This is a genomic window from Streptococcus infantis, assembly GCF_047460875.1.
Taxonomy (GTDB): Bacteria; Bacillota; Bacilli; order Lactobacillales; family Streptococcaceae; genus Streptococcus; species Streptococcus infantis_AA.
Window position 1 is genome coordinate 58,868 of record NZ_JASHFI010000001.1, and the last position, 18,012, is coordinate 76,879.

Sequence of the window (18,012 nt, forward strand, 5' to 3'; positions counted from 1 at the left end):
TTTCTGAGTTAAATCACTTGTAACCGTATCTGTCAATATAAAGAAAAGTCCTAAAAATGCAAGAAAAATTATTGTTAGCATACTGCTATTGAAAAGAAGTGCTATTAAACCCCAAAAATCCTTGTCAATAGAATTGTTTTCTGATAAAAATTTTTTTGGAAATAGGGTAAGGAATAAAGATATTGCTCCTAAAATTAATAGTATATAGAAGAACTGATTAACAGAATTTTCGGTAAATAGCTCACTCAACCTATGAAAGTATTCTTTTATAATTGATAAAGATATTCCGTAGTCATTATCTGTAATGAAATTGGAAACTAGAAACCAGGTGAAAACATAAGGTATAAAAAAGTACTTATATACATTTGCATGTATATTGTTTAAGTTGGTTTTTAGAGCATGATAACAAATTAAATATAAAATAAAAACAAAAAATATGAATAGAGCTAAAATTGAAATAAAAATAATCAATATGAGGTTTAAAAATTTCTTAAAACTTTTAGAATTTTTATAACGTTTAATGAAAAAAACAAATGTTTCTTTTATTTCTGGCCAAAAGTTTTTCAATGACTTTAAAACAGAGCAATAAGGAATAATACAGATTGTATATATAATTATTATTATAAATATTGGGTTCATTAAATCACACAGCTCTCACATTGGTTAGCACCGACTTCTCCACCATCATCGGTAAAGGTACGGACGTAGTAGATAGACTTGATACCTTTGTTGAAGGCATAGTTACGAAGGATAGACAAGTCACGTGTTGTTTGTTTGTTTTCTTTCTTCCATTCGTAAAGGCCTGTTGGAATATCACTACGCATGAAGAGTGTGAGTGAAAGTCCTTGGTCCACGTGCTCAGTCGCAGCAGCATAAACATCAATGACCTTACGCATATCCATGTCATAAGCAGAAGTGTAGTAAGGAATTGTCTCTGTTGACAAACCAGCAGCAGGATAGTAGATTTTACCGATTTTCTTCTCTTGGCGTTCTTCGATACGTTGCGTAATTGGGTGAATAGAGGCAGAAACATCGTTGATGTAGCTGATAGAACCATTTGGCGCTACAGCAAGTCGGTTTTGGTGGTAAAGTCCATCTGCTTTAACTTTATCACGAAGTTCAGCCCAGTCAGCAGCAGTAGGGATAAAGATATCTTTGAAGAGTTCTTTAACACGTTCTGATTTTGGAAGGAATTCGCCAGTTACATACTTGTCGAAGTAGCTTCCGTTAGCATAGTCTGATTTTTCAAAGTTGTGGAAGGTGATACCACGCTCACGCGCGATATTGTTTGACTCAACTAAGGTCCAATAGTTCATAAGCATGAAGTAGATGCTTGTAAACTCAACAGACTCAGGTGATCCGTATTCGATGAGTTGTTGGGCAAGGTAGCTGTGAAGTCCCATTGCACCAAGACCAAAGGTATGAGCTTGGCTATTTCCATGGTCGATAGTAGGGACAGCTACGATGTGTGAACTATCTGTGACGAAAGTAAGGGCACGAACCATAGCACGGATAGAACGACCAAAGTCAGGTGAAGTCATCATGTTGACCACGTTAGTTGAACCAAGATTACATGAAACGTCTGTTCCCATTTGCAGGAATTCTTGAGCATCGTTGATCAAACTTGGTTCTTGAACTTGAAGAATCTCAGAACACAAGTTACTCATGATAATCTTACCATCGACAGGATTTGCGCGGTTAGCTGTATCAATGTTGACTACATAAGGATAGCCAGATTCTTGTTGCAGTTTAGAAATTTCAGTTTCCAAATCACGCGCCTTGATCTTTGTCTTACGGATGTTTGGATTTGCAACCAGCTCATCGTATTTTTCAGTGATGTCGATGTAGTTGAATGGCACACCATACTCTTTTTCAACAGAATAAGGACTGAAGAGATACATTTCTTCATTTTTACGTGCTAATTCGTAGAATTTATCTGGTACCACAACACCAAGTGAGAGAGTCTTGACACGAACTTTTTCATCGGCATTTTCTTTCTTAGTTGAAAGGAAGGCGATGATATCTGGGTGAAAGACATTGAGGTAAACAACCCCAGCACCTTGACGTTGACCAAGTTGGTTAGAGTAAGAGAAGCTATCTTCGAAAAGCTTCATAACTGGTACGACACCAGAAGCAGCACCCTCATAACCCTTAATAGGAGCACCAGCTTCACGAAGGTTGCTGAGGGAAATTCCCACACCACCACCAATACGTGAAAGTTGAAGAGCTGAGTTGATAGAACGTCCGATAGAGTTCATATCATCTGTTACCTGGATCAAGAAACAGGATACCAATTCACCACGACGTGCACGGCCTGCATTCAAGAAAGAAGGAGTAGCAGGTTGGTAGCGTTGGTGGATAATTTCATTAGCGATATCAATAGCAATCACTTCATCACCATCAGCAAAGTAAAGGGCATTAAAGAAGACGCGGTCTTCCATGCTTTCAAGGTAGTATTCCCCGTCATTGGTTTTCAAAGCATATTGATTGTAAAACTTGTATGCTGCCATGAAAGATTTGAATTGGAAGTTTTGATCCTTAATAAATTGGTAAAGCTCTTCTAAGAATTCTGGACGATATTTCTTGATAAATGCTGTCTCAATGTAGTTATGCTCAATGAGGAAGTTGATTTTATCCGTAATTGAGTTAAAAACCATTGTATTTGGTACAACATTTTCTTTAAAGAAGGCTTCTAAAGCTTCCTTGTCTTTGTGAAGCATGATTTGTCCATTCACAGGACGGTTAATTTCGTTATTAAGACGGAAGTAAGTCACGTCTTCAAGATGTTTTAATCCCATAAAAAATCCTTTATCTAATTACAAAAGAAAGGCTTCTAAGATAGACATAGAAGCTTTTGTCCTGATTCTTAAGCAAGTTGTTTGAGTTTACCTGGCTGGAAACCAGAGAAAACTTCTGTTGGTGTCTGAATGATAGGAGCGGCACTAAAGCCAAGCTCTTTTACTTGATCAATGTATTCAGGCTGTTCATCAAGATTGATTTCTTTATATTCAACATTATTACTGTCCAAAAAGCGTTTGGTCATTTTACATTGGACACAGTTGTTTTTAGAATATACGGTTACCATTGTGTAAGTCCTCTTTAAATATTAATTACTTTCTTAGTATATCAGAAAAAAAAACTTTGTCAACTTTCTAAAACTAAATCTTGTGTAATTGTTTTACTGATTTTACCTACAAACACAATATATAGTATAAACTTTTAAAGAAAGTTCAAAAAAAGCATTGAATACACGAGGAAAGATTCTACAAAAACTACATACTGTGTTTTGCTAAATTTAATAGAAGATTTTCTGCAAGTTATCTGAAAGGAAATTGAAGAAAGTCCATAAAACACTTGAAAAATATCAATGAAGGTGATATAATACTAAATTGTAAGGGTTATCAGATGTAACCCAACAAGAAAACTATTAAAGGAGAGTCAAACTATGGCTTCTAAAGATTTCCACGTAGTGGCAGAAACAGGTATCCACGCACGTCCAGCAACATTGTTGGTACAAACTGCTAGCAAATTTGCTTCAGATATCACTCTTGAGTACAAAGGTAAATCAGTTAACCTTAAATCTATCATGGGTGTAATGAGCCTTGGTGTTGGTCAAGGTGCTGACGTTACAATCACTGCTGAAGGTGCAGACGCTGATGACGCTATCGCTGCAATCTCAGAAACAATGGAAAAAGAAGGATTGGCATAAGGAAATGACAGAAATGCTTAAAGGAATCGCAGCATCTGACGGTGTTGCAGTTGCAAAAGCATATCTACTCGTTCAACCGGATTTATCATTCGAGACTGTTACAGTCGAAGATACAAATGCAGAAGAGGCTCGTTTGGATGTTGCTCTTGAAGCTTCTCAAAACGAGCTTTCTCTTATCCGCGAGAAGGCTGTAGGTACGCTTGGTGAAGAAGCGGCACAAGTATTTGACGCTCACTTGATGGTTCTTGCTGACCCTGAATTGATCGGTCAAATCAAAGAAACTATCCGTGCTAAGAAAGTGAATGCAGAAGCAGGTCTGAAAGAAGTTACTGACATGTTTATCACAATCTTTGAAGGCATGGAAGACAACCCATATATGCAAGAACGTGCAGCGGATATCCGCGACGTAACAAAACGTGTATTGGCTAATCTCCTTGGTAAAAAATTGCCAAACCCAGCTTCTATCAATGAAGAAGTGATCGTGATTGCTCACGACTTGACTCCATCTGATACAGCTCAATTGGACAAAAACTTTGTAAAAGCTTTTGTAACAAACATTGGTGGTCGTACAAGTCACTCAGCTATCATGGCTCGTACACTTGAAATCGCTGCAGTTTTGGGTACAAACAACATCACTGAAATCGTTAAAGATGGTGACCTACTTGCCGTTAATGGTATTACAGGTGAAGTGATTATCAACCCTACTGAAGAACAAGCAGCTGAATTTAAAGCAGCTGGTGAAGCTTACGCTCAACAAAAAGCTGAGTGGGCACTCTTGAAGGATGCTCAAACAGTTACTGCTGACGGTAAACACTTCGAATTGGCTGCCAACATTGGTACTCCAAAAGACGTTGAAGGTGTTAACGAAAACGGTGCAGAAGCTGTAGGTCTTTACCGTACAGAGTTCTTGTACATGGATTCTCAAGACTTCCCAACTGAAGACGAACAGTACGAAGCGTACAAGGCTGTTCTTGAAGGAATGAACGGTAAACCAGTTGTCGTTCGTACAATGGATATCGGTGGTGACAAGGAGCTTCCTTACTTCGATATGCCACATGAAATGAACCCATTCCTTGGTTTCCGTGCTCTTCGTATCTCTATCTCTGAAACTGGAGATGCAATGTTCCGCACTCAAATCCGTGCCCTTCTTCGTGCTTCTGTACACGGTCAATTGCGTATCATGTTCCCAATGGTTGCACTTTTGAAAGAATTTCGTGCAGCTAAAGCAGTCTTCGATGAAGAAAAAGCAAACCTTCTTGCTGAAGGTGTTGCAGTTGCGGATGACATCCAAGTTGGTATCATGATTGAAATTCCTGCGGCAGCTATGCTGGCAGACCAATTTGCAAAAGAAGTAGACTTCTTCTCAATTGGTACAAACGACTTGATCCAATACACAATGGCAGCAGACCGTATGAACGAGCAAGTTTCATACCTTTACCAACCATATAACCCATCAATCCTTCGTTTGATCAACAACGTTATCAAAGCAGCTCACGCTGAAGGTAAATGGGCTGGTATGTGTGGTGAGATGGCTGGTGACCAAACAGCTGTTCCACTTCTTGTCGGAATGGGCTTGGATGAGTTCTCTATGTCAGCTACATCTGTACTTCGTACACGTAGCTTGATGAAGAAACTTGACACTGCTAAAATGCAAGAATACGCTAACCGTGCTCTTACTGAATGTTCAACAATGGAAGAAGTTCTTGAACTTTCTAAAGAATACGTTAACTTCGATTAATCAATTACAAATCCTTGTAGCTTCTAGCTATGAGGATTTTTTCTTCTATTTTGTAGAAAACTCCATCTGTAAAATTTATTAAAAATATGGTAAAATAGACAAGGGAAAAAACAAGGAGGCTACAATGCAAAATAGACCAATCATTATCGGAGTAACAGGTGGATCTGGAGGAGGAAAGACAAGCGTATCTAAAGCAATCTTGTCGCATTTTCCAAATGAAAAAATCTCTATGATTGAGCATGATTCCTACTATAAAGATCAATCTCATCTAACCTTTGAAGAGCGTATTAAGACCAACTATGACCATCCTTTTGCTTTTGATACTGATTTGATGATTGAGCAAATCAAAGAGTTGTTGGCAGGTCGTCCAGTTGATATTCCTACCTATGATTATGCTGCCCATACCAGAAGTTCTAAAACTTATCGTCAAGAACCTCAGGATGTCTTTATCGTAGAAGGAATCTTGGTTTTGGAGGACAAACGACTTCGTGATTTGATGGATATCAAGATTTTCGTAGATACAGATGATGACGTTCGTATCATTCGCCGTATTAAACGTGATATGGAAGAGCGTGGTCGTAGTCTGGATAGCGTTATTGACCAATATCTTGGTGTGGTGAAACCCATGTATCATCAATTTATTGAGCCAACAAAGCGTTATGCAGATATCGTTATTCCAGAAGGAGTGACCAATACAGTAGCTATTGATTTACTGACAACAAAGATTGAAAAGATTTTAGAAGAAGCACGTCTAGCCCAATAATAAGTAGATAAAAGGCTGTGGGAAAGTAAACATTTTTCCAAGATTGAAGCTTTTCCCATATTGGTGAGTCTTTACAATCATGCTTTTAGATAGTTTCGTTAAAGGGTCTGTAATCTTAATTAAATACAGAGTCAGTTACTCGGGGCAAATAAAAATTGAGGTCGGGAAAATCCCGACCTCTTATTTTTTGATTTTTTCAAGTCTCGGAACAATAACTAGAGTAAGTATTGCTGAGATTATGAGTTCTGCAATAGAATTTGTTGAGATAACAGTAGCTAATAGTTTTTGGATATTTCCGTCAAAAACATTTCCAAAGAGGAAGAAGATTCCACCTAGTACAAATACAGTATTTGTGAGGGAACCGAGTGCTCCCGCGAAGATGAGCCCCGCCTTGTTTTTGAGGAGTTTATAGACAAAGTATGGAGTTAAACCAATAAGGATGCGTGGTACAATCGCAATAACTAGGGAGTAGATGTTACCATTTGGTACAAATGGAGAGAAGAGGTAGCTGGTTGGGAGAATCGTGATCGTATTGACTGTCAAGCTAATCATTCCCATCAAGAAACCTAAGATAGCCCCAATCCGTGGTCCGTAGATGATACTAGCAATGATGACTGGAATATGGACAATGGTTGGTTTAATTGGAAATGGCAAGACATTAAAGACAATAGAGCTCAGCAGATGAATGACGATCATGCTGGCAAAAAAGATAGCAATTGGAGCAATATTAGAGCGTTTGTTCATGAAGTTTTTCCTTTATCTGTTGTAAAATAGTATCAAGATCAGCAAGAGCACCCCGTCCTACATCGCCACAGGCCAGTAGGGACTCTTTTGGAGCAATAATTGTATAACCATAAGTTTCTAAAGTTTTTAGGTTTGTTTGAGTTGCTGGATGGTCATACATTTTGGCATTCATAGCAGGTGCTACTAGTTTTGGAACGTAGTGTGGCAAGGCAAGAGCAGTAGCAGTTACCATATTATCAGCCAAACCGTGCGCGACTTTCGCAATCGTATTAGCGGTTGCAGGGGCAAGGATAAACAAATCTGTTTCTTTGCCTAGCTCGATATGATTGACTTTATCAGGAGAAGGTTCCTGCATAAGATCGAGATGTACGGTATTTTGAGATAAGACTTGAAGGGTTAAAGGTTGAATAAAGGCAGTCGCAGCCTGGGTCATGAGTACAGTAACAGAATGCCCTTGTTTCTTCAAGCCACTTACCAAATCAGCAGCCTTGTAAGAGGCGATTGATCCCGTTACAGCCAAGAGAATATGTGCCATAGCTTTCCTTTCTATGAATGATAGGCTTGAATCTTTTCAAGGAGGAGTTCTGCAATTTCTTCTTTAGTCTGGACTGTTTGAAGCTGATCTTTTTCAACAAAGATTGCACGATGCTGGTTTACTGAGATTTGAGTCAGGTCATTTGCAATAATTAAGTCTGCTTGGTTCTTGATAAGACTTTTTCTGGCAATCTCGATGAGATAATCCTCAGAGACATCAACCAGCAGTTTGAAACCAATCAGATGAATAGCAGGATTCCACTCCTTGACAAGAGAGATGATTTTGGGTGTTTTTTTTAGGAACAAAACCTGAACCTCGTCAGTTGAAGAAATCTTAGCTTGATGATTCTGCTTGCTTAAAAATTCTTCTAGATTGGAGCTAGATTGAACTTCCTCAAACCCTGTCATATAGACAGGAGTGTAATCAGATACTGCCATTGAGTGAATCAAGACCTGATAATCCTGAACACGTTCTTGCATTTCCAGTAGAAGGTCCTTGGTATTGTTAATTTCTCGAATACTTAGATTGGGATGAGCTTCTGGTTTTACAGCTCGTTTTGTAGTAATTAAACAAACTTCATGCCCTGCAGCAAGCAGGGTTTCTGTGATGATTTTGCCCAAGCGACCTGTAGAATGGTTAGTGATAGAGCGGACGCTATCGATAGCTTCACTGGTACCGCCTGATGTAACTAAAATTTTCATAGCACTATTGTACCAAAAAAAAAATAATAAGCAAAAGAAAGCGCTTGAATATATATAGAAAATAAAAAGAATCTACTATAGTTTTAAACTATAAAGCCATATAAAATTTAAGAAAGAACTCTAAAAACCTTAAAAAACAGGGATATTTACGAACGTTTAGAGAGTTTTGGGATGTTAAAAATCTTGTTTTGTGTTATAATGAATTAACACATTTGAGGTAGAGGAGTTTGTTATGAAAACAGATATTGAAATTGCACAAAGTATCGAATTAAAACCAATAGTTGATGTTGTTGAGAAACTTGGTATTTCATACGATGATTTGGAGTTGTATGGAAAATATAAGGCTAAGCTAAGCTTTGATAAGATTCGTGAGGTTGAAAGTAATCCAGTCGGTAAATTGATTTTAGTTACTGCTATCAATCCAACACCTGCTGGTGAAGGAAAGTCAACTATTACCATCGGGCTTGCGGATGCTTTGAATAAGATTGGCAAGAAAACCATGATTGCTATTCGCGAACCTTCTCTTGGTCCTGTCATGGGGATTAAAGGTGGGGCAGCAGGTGGTGGTTATGCTCAAGTATTACCAATGGAAGACATCAACCTTCACTTTACTGGAGATATGCACGCTATCACAACTGCAAACAATGCTCTCTCTGCCTTGATTGACAACCATTTGCACCAAGGAAATGAGCTAGGAATCGACCAACGTCGTATTCTTTGGAAACGTGTTGTAGACTTGAACGACCGTGCTCTTCGCCATGTAACTGTTGGTCTTGGTGGCCCGCTTAATGGTATTCCACGTGAAGATGGTTTTGATATCACAGTTGCTTCAGAGATCATGGCTATCCTTTGTTTGGCAACTGATATTGAAGATTTGAAACGCCGTTTGGCTAATATCGTCATCGGATACCGTTATGACCGTACACCAGTTTCGGTTGGTGATTTACAGGTTGAGGGTGCCTTAGCATTGATTTTGAAAGATGCTATCAAACCAAACTTGGTGCAAACAATCTATGGAACACCAGCATTCGTACATGGTGGACCATTTGCCAATATCGCCCATGGCTGTAACTCAGTTTTGGCAACAAAAACTGCTCTTCGTTTAGCAGATTACACAGTGACAGAAGCTGGCTTTGGTGCAGACCTTGGTGCAGAGAAGTTCCTGGATATTAAGACTCCAAACTTGCCAACAGCTCCAAGTGCAGTAGTCATTGTAGCGACTCTTCGTGCCCTTAAAATGAATGGTGGAGTAGCTAAAGATGCTCTGACAGAGGAAAATGTAGAAGCAGTACGTGCTGGATTTGCAAACTTGAAACGCCACGTTGAGAATATCCGTAAGTTCGGTATTCCAGCGGTTGTTGCTATCAATGAATTTGTTTCTGATACAGAAGCTGAAATTGCAGCTTTGAAAGAACTATGTGCTTCAATTGATGTTCCAGTTGAATTGGCTAGCGTATGGGCTGATGGAGCTGAAGGAGGAGTTGCTCTAGCTGAAACTCTCGTAAAAACAATCGTCGAAAACCCAGCAAACTACACACGTCTCTATGACAACGATCTTTCTGTCCAAGAAAAGATTGAAAAGATTGTCACTGAAATCTATCGCGGAAGCAAAGTAAACTTCGAAAAGAAAGCTAAAACCCAAATTGCACAAATCGTTCAAAATGGTTGGGATAAACTGCCAATCTGTATGGCTAAGACTCAGTACAGTTTCTCAGATAATCCAAACGCACTTGGAGCACCTGAAAACTTTGAAATTACTATTCGTGAATTGGTACCAAAACTTGGTGCAGGCTTCATCGTAGCTCTTACAGGTGATGTCATGACCATGCCTGGACTTCCAAAACGACCTGCCGCTCTCAACATGGATGTTGAAAGCGATGGAACTGTTCTTGGATTATTCTAATTGAACAACAAAAAACTCCTAGAAATCATCTAGGAGTTTAGTTTTTATTTCATAGTTGGGAAGAGCAATACATCACGGATAGTAGTAGTATCAGTGAGGAGCATGCAGAGACGGTCGATACCGATTCCCAAACCACCTGTTGGTGGCATACCATATTCAAGGGCTTCGATGTAGTCGTAGTCAATGCCTGTCGCTTCATCATCACCAAGCTCTTTGGCTTTGGCTTGAGCTTCAAAACGGCTAAGCTGGTCGATTGGATCGTTCAACTCAGTAAAGGCATTACCGTACTCCTTAGTCATGATGAAGAGTTCGAAACGGTCAGTAAAGCGTTCGTCTTCAGGATTTTTCTTAGCGAGAGGAGATACAGCTACTGGATGTCCATAGACAAAGGTTGGTTGGATCAAGGTTTCTTCAACATACTCTTCAAAGAAAGCATTGATGATATGACCAACTTCAGTGTAGTGTTTTTCAACTGGAACATTCTTTTCAGCAGCGATTGCCTTAGCTTCTTCCAAAGTCATATCTTTCCAGAAATCAACACCTGTAATTTCTTTGATAGCATCAACCATGTGAACACGTTGGAATGGTTCGTTAATTTTGATTTCAGTACCTTGGTAGTTAACTGGGCCATCGCCTTTAACAACTTTTGCAGCGTGTTGGATAATGCCTTCAGTTAAGTCCATAATGTCTTGGAAGTCTGCATAAGCTTGGTAAACTTCGATAGAAGTGAACTCAGGGTTGTGTGTAGCATCCATTCCTTCGTTACGGAAGATACGGCCAATCTCATAAACACGTTCCATACCACCGACGATAAGACGTTTCAAGTGAAGTTCAGTGGCGATACGAAGCACCATGTCAATGTTTTGAGCGTTGTGGTGAGTGATGAATGGACGAGCAGCAGCACCACCAGCTTCGTTATGAAGAACAGGTGTTTCCACTTCAAGGAAGCCTTTTTGGTCAAGGTAACGACGGATTTCAGAAATGATTTTTGAGCGAGTGACAAAACGTTCAAAGCTCTCACGGTTTGAAATCAAATCAAGGTAACGTTTACGGTAGATAGTTTCAACATCTGTCAAACCGTGGAATTTTTCTGGAAGTGGACGAAGAGCCTTAGACAAGTGAGTAATGTGAGTTGCCTTGATAGAGAGTTCTCCCATATCCGTACGCATAACTTCCCCTTCGACACCAAGGAAGTCTCCTAAGTCAGCTTTTTTAAAGATTTCGTAGTTTTCTTCACCGACAGCATCCTTACGAACGTAGATTTGGATTTGACCTTCGCGGTCTTGAAGGTGGGCAAATCCAACCTTACCTTTACCACGTTTGGTAACAAGACGACCTGCAATAGTAGCAGTTTCGTTTAATTCGTGTAGTTTTTCTTTATCGAGATCAGCATATTTATCTTTTAGTTCTTGTGAATTTGCAGTGCGTTCAAAGCGTTTACCGAATGGATCAATTCCTTGTTCGCGGAGCGCAGCCATTTTTTCACGGCGAACGATCTGCTGGTCATTTAGTTCTTCCATATGTTCTGTTGACATGGTTTCCTCCTAGTTTTTACTCAATACTTGATAGGATGAGTCTATATTACGATACTCCCATTTTAACATAAATGTCAAATAAATTCACGGATATTCTACAAAATATGAAAAGAACTTAACAGTGATTGTTAAGTTCAGTTCTAAGTTTGATAAGAAGTGTCATTCCAGACTATAAGATTGAAGTTTTCAAAGTCGGATGTTTCAAGAACGGTAACACTAGCATTTGCTAGACCACCATCTTTTCTAAGTAGAGGAACATCGTAACCTAGCAGAGTTTGTATACTTGCTGTGAGATTGGCTCCATGACCGACGATTAAAACATGTTCAAATTCTTGATCTTGAAGTGATTTAACAAAATTGATAGTTCGTTGTGTTGTTTGATAAACGGACTCAGCACCAAACATAGTCGAATCAAACTTCGCTAAATTACTACGGATAGCATACATTTGCTCAGGATAGATTGCTTTTAAAGTTGCAAATTTTGCTCCTTCAAGTTTTCCAAGTTGCCATTCTCTTAGAAGGGATGTTTCTTGTAAGGGACAGCTATCTTTCAGTTGACTTTGGATAATTTGAGCGGAAGTTTTAGCACGAGGAAGATCACTAGAATAAATCACATCAAATGAAGTTTCCTGAAGATATTGGCCTAATTTTTTTAAGGTTTCAATGGATTCCTCAAGGAGTGGTGAGTCACCACTTGCCCCTTGAAAACGTCCTTCAAGATTCCAAAGAGTTTTACCGTGGCGAACAAAGTATAGTTTCATTGATCATTGTCCTTCTATAATATCTGCAAAGTCTGCTTTAACAAAGCTTGCAAGGTCTTTTGGGTTGATAATAATACTATGACCAACTTCACCTGCCGAAACGATCATTTCTTCAAGCTCAAGTGCACTTTGATCGATAAAGATAGGGTAGTTATGTTTTTGACGAATTCCAACTGGATTATTGGCGCCATGGATATAGCCTGTTGTCTTTTCGAGGTCTTTTTGTGGAATCATGCTGACTTTCTTATTACCAGAAATCTTTGCAAGCTTCTTTTCAGAAAGGTGTTCAGTGATAGGAAGGATACCGATAAGGGGACCAGTCTTATCTCCCAGAAGGGCTAAAGTCTTGAAAATCTGGCTTTTATCGTAACCTTGAGGTAACTCACCTTCCAAAGCATTAATTTGAATTCCTTTATGATTAATCCCTGCCTTGGTTAAAATTTGTTGGACCAAGGTTTTTTTGACTTTTACTTTTTTAGCCATTATTTGTATTTATCCTCCAATTGACTCATCCAAATACCTAACCAAATACCTAGAGCGAAGAAAAAGGCAATGATGACATAAGAAACAAGAGATAAACCACTGTAGCTGATGCTTTCAGCATTACCAGCATTTGGAATGAGGATCAAGATTGTACTTGATAGTACAATTCCGATGATAAAGTGGTAAACACGAGATTGATAGACACGGAGAGCGTAGTCCATAAATTTTGAAAAAATGACAAGAGTAGCAAGTGCTCCAATTCCTATTGGAAGGAAGGTTCCGAATAAATCAAAAGTCTTAAATCCAGTTAGCATTGGACTATAAAGACCAAGGATTAAAAGTAGATTAGAAGGGCTGAGTCCTGGCACTAAAATTCCAAGTGCCAATAAGCATCCAGCAAGAGTAAAGTTAAGGAAACTAGCTGACAATGATCCGACGACAAAGTTTAAGGCATAGAGGGCAATACCTGAAAGGATAAAGGTCGCCCAAAACCAAATGAGATCAATCTTATCTCTCTCGGAGTCACGGGTAGATTCTTTGACAAGACTTGGAATAGTTCCGATGATAGCACCAGCAAAACTCCACAACACATACACTTGATAATTTTCGAGAAGGTACTCAATAGGATATGAGAAAAGGCCGATACCCAGTAGCATTCCAATACCGACTGGTAGGAAAAAGAGTAGATCTTCTTTTAAATTCTTGAAAGGATGTGCAAGGAAGCGAATCATTCTCTCATAAATTCCCAAGATAGCGGCAAGAACACCACCAGAAATTCCTGGCAAAATAAAACCGAGAGCAATAACAATTCCTTTAATAATTTTTGATAGCCATGATAACATAAAGATCCTCCAAAATTCAAATTAGTTTAAAGATATTTATAGTATTTCCATACTACAAAATAAAGAAAAGCAAGCAGAAAGCAATGTCTGACTTGCTCATTGTGATAGTGATTAAGGATTTAAAAACAATTTTCTAAAGGTTTCTTCCTTGTTCTTTGATGAAGAAATAAGGTTCAAATCTAGATGATGTTCAAAGCCTCCAAGGCTTCCATGAGAGGTGTATTGGTGAAGATCATAGTTAAGATCTGTATTGGGAGCACTCTCGTAGTAACCCGAGTTGGTTCCATAGGACGGTATCCAGATTGCTGAGAAATTCTCCGTACTGATACTATGCTCCTCCATAAAGTAGACACCAACATAGATGCCAATATTTTTAGCTCCCAATGAAGCTAATTTAGCACGAAAGGCCTCAACACCCTTGTTCATGTCAGACATAGTCTTGTCTTCAACATCCAACCAATAGTAGCTAGGATTATAGGGAGAAGAAGCGTTATAAAAGACTTCGGCAGCTTTTTCCATTTCTTCTACGCTTTTCCCAGCAACATAAGCGTAAACAGCTACTGGGATATTTCGTTTTTGAAACTCTGTGATATGTTCCTTGTAGACCTTATCGACTCCATTTTTATAGGCAGCGTCATTTTCTTCAGAAACTTGACCTCCACTATGAACGCGAACAATCGCACCAGAGATATTTTGAGATAAGGTGTCATAATTAATCTCTGACGGCCTTTGCCAACCAGAAACATCAACAATAGGTTTATTGATATTATGTAAAGCTTGAGTTTCTACTTGAACTGGATTTTGCTTTGTTTTGACGGGATGGTCTTCAAACTTGGGTCTATTTAGGACCAAAACCCCCACGATAAGAGCTAATACAGTAAAAATAAAAGCGGGATTAATTTTCTTTCTCATACTTCTATAGTTTATCGTAAATGGGGGAAAAAATCAAAAAAAATACTCGAAATTATACCGTAAAGACTCTGTTTTAGGCCACTTGACTTCTTTTGTGTTTGAAAGAGCAAAAATATGATATAATTAAAAGGAATTTCTATAGAAAAGAGAAAAATATGGCAAATTATGCAGTTATTTTAGCAGCGGGGAAAGGTACCCGTATGAAATCAGATCTACCTAAAGTCATGCACAAGGTTGCAGGAATTTCAATGCTTGAGCATGTTTTTCGTAGCGTTGGCGCAATTAACCCTGAAAAAACAGTAACGGTTGTTGGCCATAAAGCAGAACTAGTGGAGCAAGTCTTGGCTGGTCAAACTGATTTTGTAAGACAGTCTGAACAATTAGGTACAGGTCACGCAGTCATGATGGCTGAGCCAATTCTTGAAGGACTTTCTGGTCAAACATTGGTCATCGCTGGTGATACACCATTAATCACTGGGGAAAGTCTTAAAAATTTGATTGATTTCCACATAAATCACAAGAATGTAGCTACAATCCTAACTGCAGAAGCTGAAGATCCATTTGGTTATGGACGTATTGTTCGTAATGAGAATGCTGAAGTGCTCCGAATCGTTGAGCAGAAGGATGCTACAGATTTTGAAAAACAAATCAAGGAAATCAATACAGGAACCTATGTCTTTGATAACGCTCGTCTCTTTGAAGCTCTTAAGAATATCAATACCAACAACGCTCAAGGTGAATACTATATCACAGATGTGATTGGTATTTTCCGTGAAGCTGGAGAAAAAGTTGGAGCTTATACTCTTAAAGACTTTGATGAAAGTCTTGGAGTAAATGATCGTGTTGCCCTTGCCACAGCCGAAGGTATCATGCGTCGTCGCATTAACCAAGCCCACATGGTTAATGGAGTTAGTTTTGTGAATCCTGAAGCTACTTACATTGACATTGATGTTGAAATCGCTCCAGAAGTTCAAATCGAAGCAAATGTAACCCTCAAAGGTTCTAGTAAGATTGATGCAGGAACTGTTTTGACCAACGGAACTTATATCGTTAATAGTAGTATCGGAGCAGGAGCAGTGATTACCAATTCAATGATTGAGGAAAGCTCAGTTGCTGATGGCGTTACAGTTGGTCCTTATGCTCATATCCGTCCAGGATCAAGCCTTGCAAAAGATGTGCACATTGGAAACTTTGTTGAAGTCAAAGGTTCAAGCATAGGAGAAAATACCAAAGCAGGACATCTAACCTATATCGGAAACTGTGAAGTTGGTAGTGATGTTAACTTCGGTGCTGGTACTATTACCGTGAATTACGATGGGCAGAACAAATACAAGACAGTGATTGGAAACAATGTCTTTGTCGGTTCTAATTCAACCATTATTGCACCAGTAGAGCTTGGAGATAACTCTCTTGTTGGTGCTGGTTCTACCATCACTAAGAATGTTCCTGCTGATGCCATTGCCATCGGTCGTGGTCGTCAAGCTAATAAAGATGGTTATGCTACTCGCCTCCCTCACCATCCTAACAATAAATAGGAGCTAACGATGGAATTTGAAGAAAAGACGCTTAGTCGTAAAGAAATTTATAAAGGACCTATTTTTCAGCTAGTTCAAGATCAGGTTGAACTACCTTCTGGAAAAGGTACTGCGCAACGTGATTTGATTTTCCACAATGGGGCAGTTTGCGTTCTTGCAGTTACTCCAGATAATAAGATTGTTCTTGTTAAACAATATCGCAAGGCGATTGAAAAAGTTTCTGTTGAAATTCCTGCAGGTAAGCTGGAAATTGGGGAGAATGCAGATCCAGAAGCTGCAGCACTTCGTGAATTAGAAGAAGAAGCAGCCTATACTGGCAAACTAAATCTTCTTTATGATTTTTATTCTGCGATTGGATTTTGTAACGAGCGTTTAAAACTTTACTTGGCAAGCGATTTGACAAAAGTTGAAAATCCTCGTCCTCAGGATGAAGATGAGACTTTAGAGCTACTCGAGGTCAGTCTTGACCAAGCTAAAGCATTGATCCAGTCTGGAGATATTTGTGATGCTAAGACCATTATGGCTATCCAGTACTGGGAATTACAAATAAATAGTGGAGGAGCCCATGGGTAAACCTTTATTAACAGATGAAATGATTGAACGTGCCAATCGAGGAGAGGACATCTCAGGTCCTCCCTTGCTAGATGATGAGGAAACTAAGATTTTACCGACTTCTGCTCAGAATTTTGGCTATTCACGAACCAGAGATCATGGATTTAGCCAAGATACACTGACTATCGAAGTTGAACCCTCTATTCACAAAAGTCGTCGGATTGAAAATACTAAGAGAAATGTCTTTAATTCTAAATTGAATAAGATTCTATTTGCAGTTATTATTCTCTTGATTTTGTTAATTCTAGCAATGAGATTTATTTAGGGGGACTATCATGAAAATTGGAATTATTGCAGCTATGCCTGAAGAACTAGCTTACTTACTTCAACACTTGGAGGACGCTCGTGAAGAAAAGGTTCTGGGAAATAGCTATCATACCGGTAAAGTTGGTTCTGTTGAACTTGTACTCGTAGAGAGTGGTATCGGAAAAGTCATGTCTGCAATGAGTGTCGCTATCTTAGCAGATCACTTTCAGGTTGATGCAGTGATTAATACTGGATCTGCTGGTGCAGTGGCAACTGGGATCGCAGTAGGGGATGTAGTGATTGCAGACAAGCTTGCCTATCACGATGTTGATGTGACTGCCTTTGGCTATGATTACGGTCAAATGGCGCAACAACCTCTTTATTTTGAATCAGACAAAAAGTTTATCAGTTTGATTCAAGAGAGTTTGTCTAAACTGGAACAAACTTGGCACTTGGGCCTAATCGCTACAGGTGATAGTTTTGTGGCTGGAGAAGATAAAATCAAGGTCATTAAAGAACACTTCCCTCAAGTTCTTGCTGTAGAGATGGAAGGAGCAGCTATTGCTCAAGCAGCTCATGCTTTGAACCTACCTTTCTTGGTCATTCGTGCTATGAGTGACAATGCCAATCATGAAGCATCCGTTTCCTTTGATGAGTTTATCGTAGAAGCAGGACGTCGTTCTGCCCAAGCCCTAATGACGCTTTTGCAGTCTATAAAGGATTAATAGAATAATTACTAAGAGTGGGAAGATGAAATCGGTAATTCGTTAGAATTCGATTTCGTCGTCCCACCTCCGCACAGTTGAGTAGGGCTGTAAAAGCTGATGAAATCAGCGTACTAGAGCCCACTCAACCACTGCGTCTTGCTCGACAATCCAAAGATAATTGAGAGGCTAGGACTTTTGTCCCAGCCTCTTCTTGTCTTGCCAACTAAAATAATCAGAAGAGTTCTAAGAAAAGTTATTTTTCTGCTTTTTTGATATAATAGAAACA

The 18,012-nt window shown here is 39.1% G+C and carries 18 protein-coding genes; 8 read left to right on the forward strand and 10 right to left on the reverse strand.

Going from position 1 to position 18,012, the window contains the following annotated elements:
- Positions 1-638 precede the first annotated feature (638 nt).
- Complete coding sequence (gene nrdE / locus QM887_RS00300; RefSeq protein ID WP_414270008.1) at positions 639-2,798, reverse strand: class 1b ribonucleoside-diphosphate reductase subunit alpha; 2,160 nt, start codon at positions 2,796-2,798, stop codon at positions 639-641.
- Positions 2,799-2,866: 68 nt separating this feature from the next.
- On the reverse strand, positions 2,867-3,085 hold the full coding sequence (nrdH, locus tag QM887_RS00305; RefSeq protein WP_000259242.1) for a glutaredoxin-like protein NrdH: 219 nt from the start codon (positions 3,083-3,085) through the stop codon (positions 2,867-2,869).
- Positions 3,086-3,445: 360 nt separating this feature from the next.
- On the opposite strand from nrdH, the gene QM887_RS00310 reads away from it, so the two are divergent.
- The 3 genes from QM887_RS00310 (at position 3,446) to udk (ending at position 6,210) form a co-directional block, all read left to right on the forward strand.
- A complete protein-coding gene (locus QM887_RS00310; RefSeq protein ID WP_000146952.1) occupies positions 3,446-3,709 on the forward strand; it encodes a phosphocarrier protein HPr in 264 nt (87 codons plus the stop codon).
- Between the two features lie 4 nt (positions 3,710-3,713).
- Positions 3,714-5,447 carry a phosphoenolpyruvate--protein phosphotransferase gene (gene ptsP, locus QM887_RS00315; RefSeq protein WP_153225717.1) on the forward strand — a complete coding sequence of 578 codons (1,734 nt, stop codon included), beginning with the start codon at positions 3,714-3,716 and terminating at the stop codon, positions 5,445-5,447.
- Between the two features lie 124 nt (positions 5,448-5,571).
- Positions 5,572-6,210, forward strand: a complete 639-nt coding sequence (gene udk / locus QM887_RS00320; RefSeq protein ID WP_007555045.1) for a uridine kinase — start codon at positions 5,572-5,574, stop codon at positions 6,208-6,210.
- 180 nt (positions 6,211-6,390) lie between these two features.
- Here udk and QM887_RS00325 read toward each other — a convergent pair whose 3' ends face one another.
- The 3 genes from QM887_RS00325 to coaB are packed head-to-tail and all read right to left on the reverse strand — an operon-like array spanning position 6,391 to position 8,190.
- Positions 6,391-6,954, reverse strand: coding sequence for an ECF transporter S component (locus tag QM887_RS00325; RefSeq protein ID WP_001042711.1), 564 nt, complete (start codon positions 6,952-6,954; stop codon positions 6,391-6,393).
- Entirely contained in the window at positions 6,938-7,489 is a 552-nt protein-coding gene (gene coaC, locus QM887_RS00330) for a phosphopantothenoylcysteine decarboxylase (protein WP_414270009.1), read from the reverse strand. The genes QM887_RS00325 and coaC overlap by 17 nt, the downstream gene beginning before the upstream one ends.
- Positions 7,490-7,500: 11 nt before the next feature.
- On the reverse strand, positions 7,501-8,190 hold the full coding sequence (gene coaB, locus QM887_RS00335; protein ID WP_414270010.1) for a phosphopantothenate--cysteine ligase: 690 nt from the start codon (positions 8,188-8,190) through the stop codon (positions 7,501-7,503).
- A 232-nt stretch (positions 8,191-8,422) separates the two neighbouring features.
- Between coaB and QM887_RS00340 the strand changes: the two genes are divergently transcribed.
- Entirely contained in the window at positions 8,423-10,093 is a 1,671-nt protein-coding gene (locus QM887_RS00340) for a formate--tetrahydrofolate ligase (RefSeq protein ID WP_414270011.1), read from the forward strand.
- 44 nt (positions 10,094-10,137) lie between these two features.
- On the opposite strand, the gene lysS is transcribed toward QM887_RS00340, so the two are convergent.
- The 5 genes from lysS to QM887_RS00365 form a co-directional block, all read right to left on the reverse strand.
- Complete coding sequence (lysS, locus tag QM887_RS00345; RefSeq protein ID WP_414270012.1) at positions 10,138-11,628, reverse strand: lysine--tRNA ligase; 1,491 nt, start codon at positions 11,626-11,628, stop codon at positions 10,138-10,140.
- 140 nt (positions 11,629-11,768) lie between these two features.
- Positions 11,769-12,389 (reverse strand): histidine phosphatase family protein, encoded by a 621-nt coding sequence (locus QM887_RS00350; RefSeq protein WP_414270013.1) that lies wholly within the window; start codon positions 12,387-12,389, stop codon positions 11,769-11,771.
- 3 nt (positions 12,390-12,392) lie between these two features.
- Entirely contained in the window at positions 12,393-12,872 is a 480-nt protein-coding gene (locus QM887_RS00355) for an aminoacyl-tRNA deacylase (protein ID WP_414270014.1), read from the reverse strand.
- Positions 12,872-13,714, reverse strand: a complete 843-nt coding sequence (locus QM887_RS00360; RefSeq protein WP_075231318.1) for a DUF368 domain-containing protein — start codon at positions 13,712-13,714, stop codon at positions 12,872-12,874. Before QM887_RS00360 ends, QM887_RS00355 begins: the two co-directional genes overlap by 1 nt.
- A gap of 111 nt (positions 13,715-13,825) precedes the next feature.
- Positions 13,826-14,626, reverse strand: coding sequence for a glycoside hydrolase family 25 protein (locus QM887_RS00365; protein WP_414270015.1), 801 nt, complete (start codon positions 14,624-14,626; stop codon positions 13,826-13,828).
- Positions 14,627-14,781: 155 nt separating this feature from the next.
- On the opposite strand from QM887_RS00365, the gene glmU reads away from it, so the two are divergent.
- Genes glmU through QM887_RS00385 form a run of 4 tightly spaced genes read left to right on the forward strand, consistent with a single transcriptional unit; the run spans position 14,782 to position 17,744 of the window.
- On the forward strand, positions 14,782-16,161 hold the full coding sequence (gene glmU, locus QM887_RS00370) for a bifunctional UDP-N-acetylglucosamine diphosphorylase/glucosamine-1-phosphate N-acetyltransferase GlmU (protein WP_414270016.1): 1,380 nt from the start codon (positions 14,782-14,784) through the stop codon (positions 16,159-16,161).
- 9 nt (positions 16,162-16,170) lie between these two features.
- Positions 16,171-16,734, forward strand: a complete 564-nt coding sequence (locus QM887_RS00375; protein WP_414270017.1) for an NUDIX hydrolase — start codon at positions 16,171-16,173, stop codon at positions 16,732-16,734.
- Positions 16,727-17,038, forward strand: coding sequence for a cell wall synthase accessory phosphoprotein MacP (gene macP, locus QM887_RS00380; protein ID WP_414270018.1), 312 nt, complete (start codon positions 16,727-16,729; stop codon positions 17,036-17,038). Before QM887_RS00375 ends, macP begins: the two co-directional genes overlap by 8 nt.
- 10 nt (positions 17,039-17,048) lie before the next feature.
- Positions 17,049-17,744: a 5'-methylthioadenosine/adenosylhomocysteine nucleosidase gene (locus QM887_RS00385; RefSeq protein ID WP_414270019.1), complete on the forward strand. Its 696-nt coding sequence runs from the start codon at positions 17,049-17,051 to the stop codon at positions 17,742-17,744.
- Positions 17,745-18,012 lie beyond the last annotated feature (268 nt).

What these genes read in the sequence shown, in the direction of transcription:
- nrdE (WP_414270008.1), bottom strand. Translation starts at nt 2,798, where the DNA reads ATGGGATTAAAACATCTTGAAGACGTGACTTACTTCCGTCTTAATAAC.
- nrdH (WP_000259242.1), bottom strand. Translation starts at nt 3,085, where the DNA reads ATGGTAACCGTATATTCTAAAAACAACTGTGTCCAATGTAAAATGACC.
- QM887_RS00310 (WP_000146952.1), top strand. Translation starts at nt 3,446, where the DNA reads ATGGCTTCTAAAGATTTCCACGTAGTGGCAGAAACAGGTATCCACGCA.
- ptsP (WP_153225717.1), top strand. Translation starts at nt 3,714, where the DNA reads ATGACAGAAATGCTTAAAGGAATCGCAGCATCTGACGGTGTTGCAGTT.
- udk (WP_007555045.1), top strand. Translation starts at nt 5,572, where the DNA reads ATGCAAAATAGACCAATCATTATCGGAGTAACAGGTGGATCTGGAGGA.
- QM887_RS00325 (WP_001042711.1), bottom strand. Translation starts at nt 6,954, where the DNA reads ATGAACAAACGCTCTAATATTGCTCCAATTGCTATCTTTTTTGCCAGC.
- coaC (WP_414270009.1), bottom strand. Translation starts at nt 7,489, where the DNA reads ATGGCACATATTCTCTTGGCTGTAACGGGATCAATCGCCTCTTACAAG.
- coaB (WP_414270010.1), bottom strand. Translation starts at nt 8,190, where the DNA reads ATGAAAATTTTAGTTACATCAGGCGGTACCAGTGAAGCTATCGATAGC.
- QM887_RS00340 (WP_414270011.1), top strand. Translation starts at nt 8,423, where the DNA reads ATGAAAACAGATATTGAAATTGCACAAAGTATCGAATTAAAACCAATA.
- lysS (WP_414270012.1), bottom strand. Translation starts at nt 11,628, where the DNA reads ATGTCAACAGAACATATGGAAGAACTAAATGACCAGCAGATCGTTCGC.
- QM887_RS00350 (WP_414270013.1), bottom strand. Translation starts at nt 12,389, where the DNA reads ATGAAACTATACTTTGTTCGCCACGGTAAAACTCTTTGGAATCTTGAA.
- QM887_RS00355 (WP_414270014.1), bottom strand. Translation starts at nt 12,872, where the DNA reads ATGGCTAAAAAAGTAAAAGTCAAAAAAACCTTGGTCCAACAAATTTTA.
- QM887_RS00360 (WP_075231318.1), bottom strand. Translation starts at nt 13,714, where the DNA reads ATGTTATCATGGCTATCAAAAATTATTAAAGGAATTGTTATTGCTCTC.
- QM887_RS00365 (WP_414270015.1), bottom strand. Translation starts at nt 14,626, where the DNA reads ATGAGAAAGAAAATTAATCCCGCTTTTATTTTTACTGTATTAGCTCTT.
- glmU (WP_414270016.1), top strand. Translation starts at nt 14,782, where the DNA reads ATGGCAAATTATGCAGTTATTTTAGCAGCGGGGAAAGGTACCCGTATG.
- QM887_RS00375 (WP_414270017.1), top strand. Translation starts at nt 16,171, where the DNA reads ATGGAATTTGAAGAAAAGACGCTTAGTCGTAAAGAAATTTATAAAGGA.
- macP (WP_414270018.1), top strand. Translation starts at nt 16,727, where the DNA reads ATGGGTAAACCTTTATTAACAGATGAAATGATTGAACGTGCCAATCGA.
- QM887_RS00385 (WP_414270019.1), top strand. Translation starts at nt 17,049, where the DNA reads ATGAAAATTGGAATTATTGCAGCTATGCCTGAAGAACTAGCTTACTTA.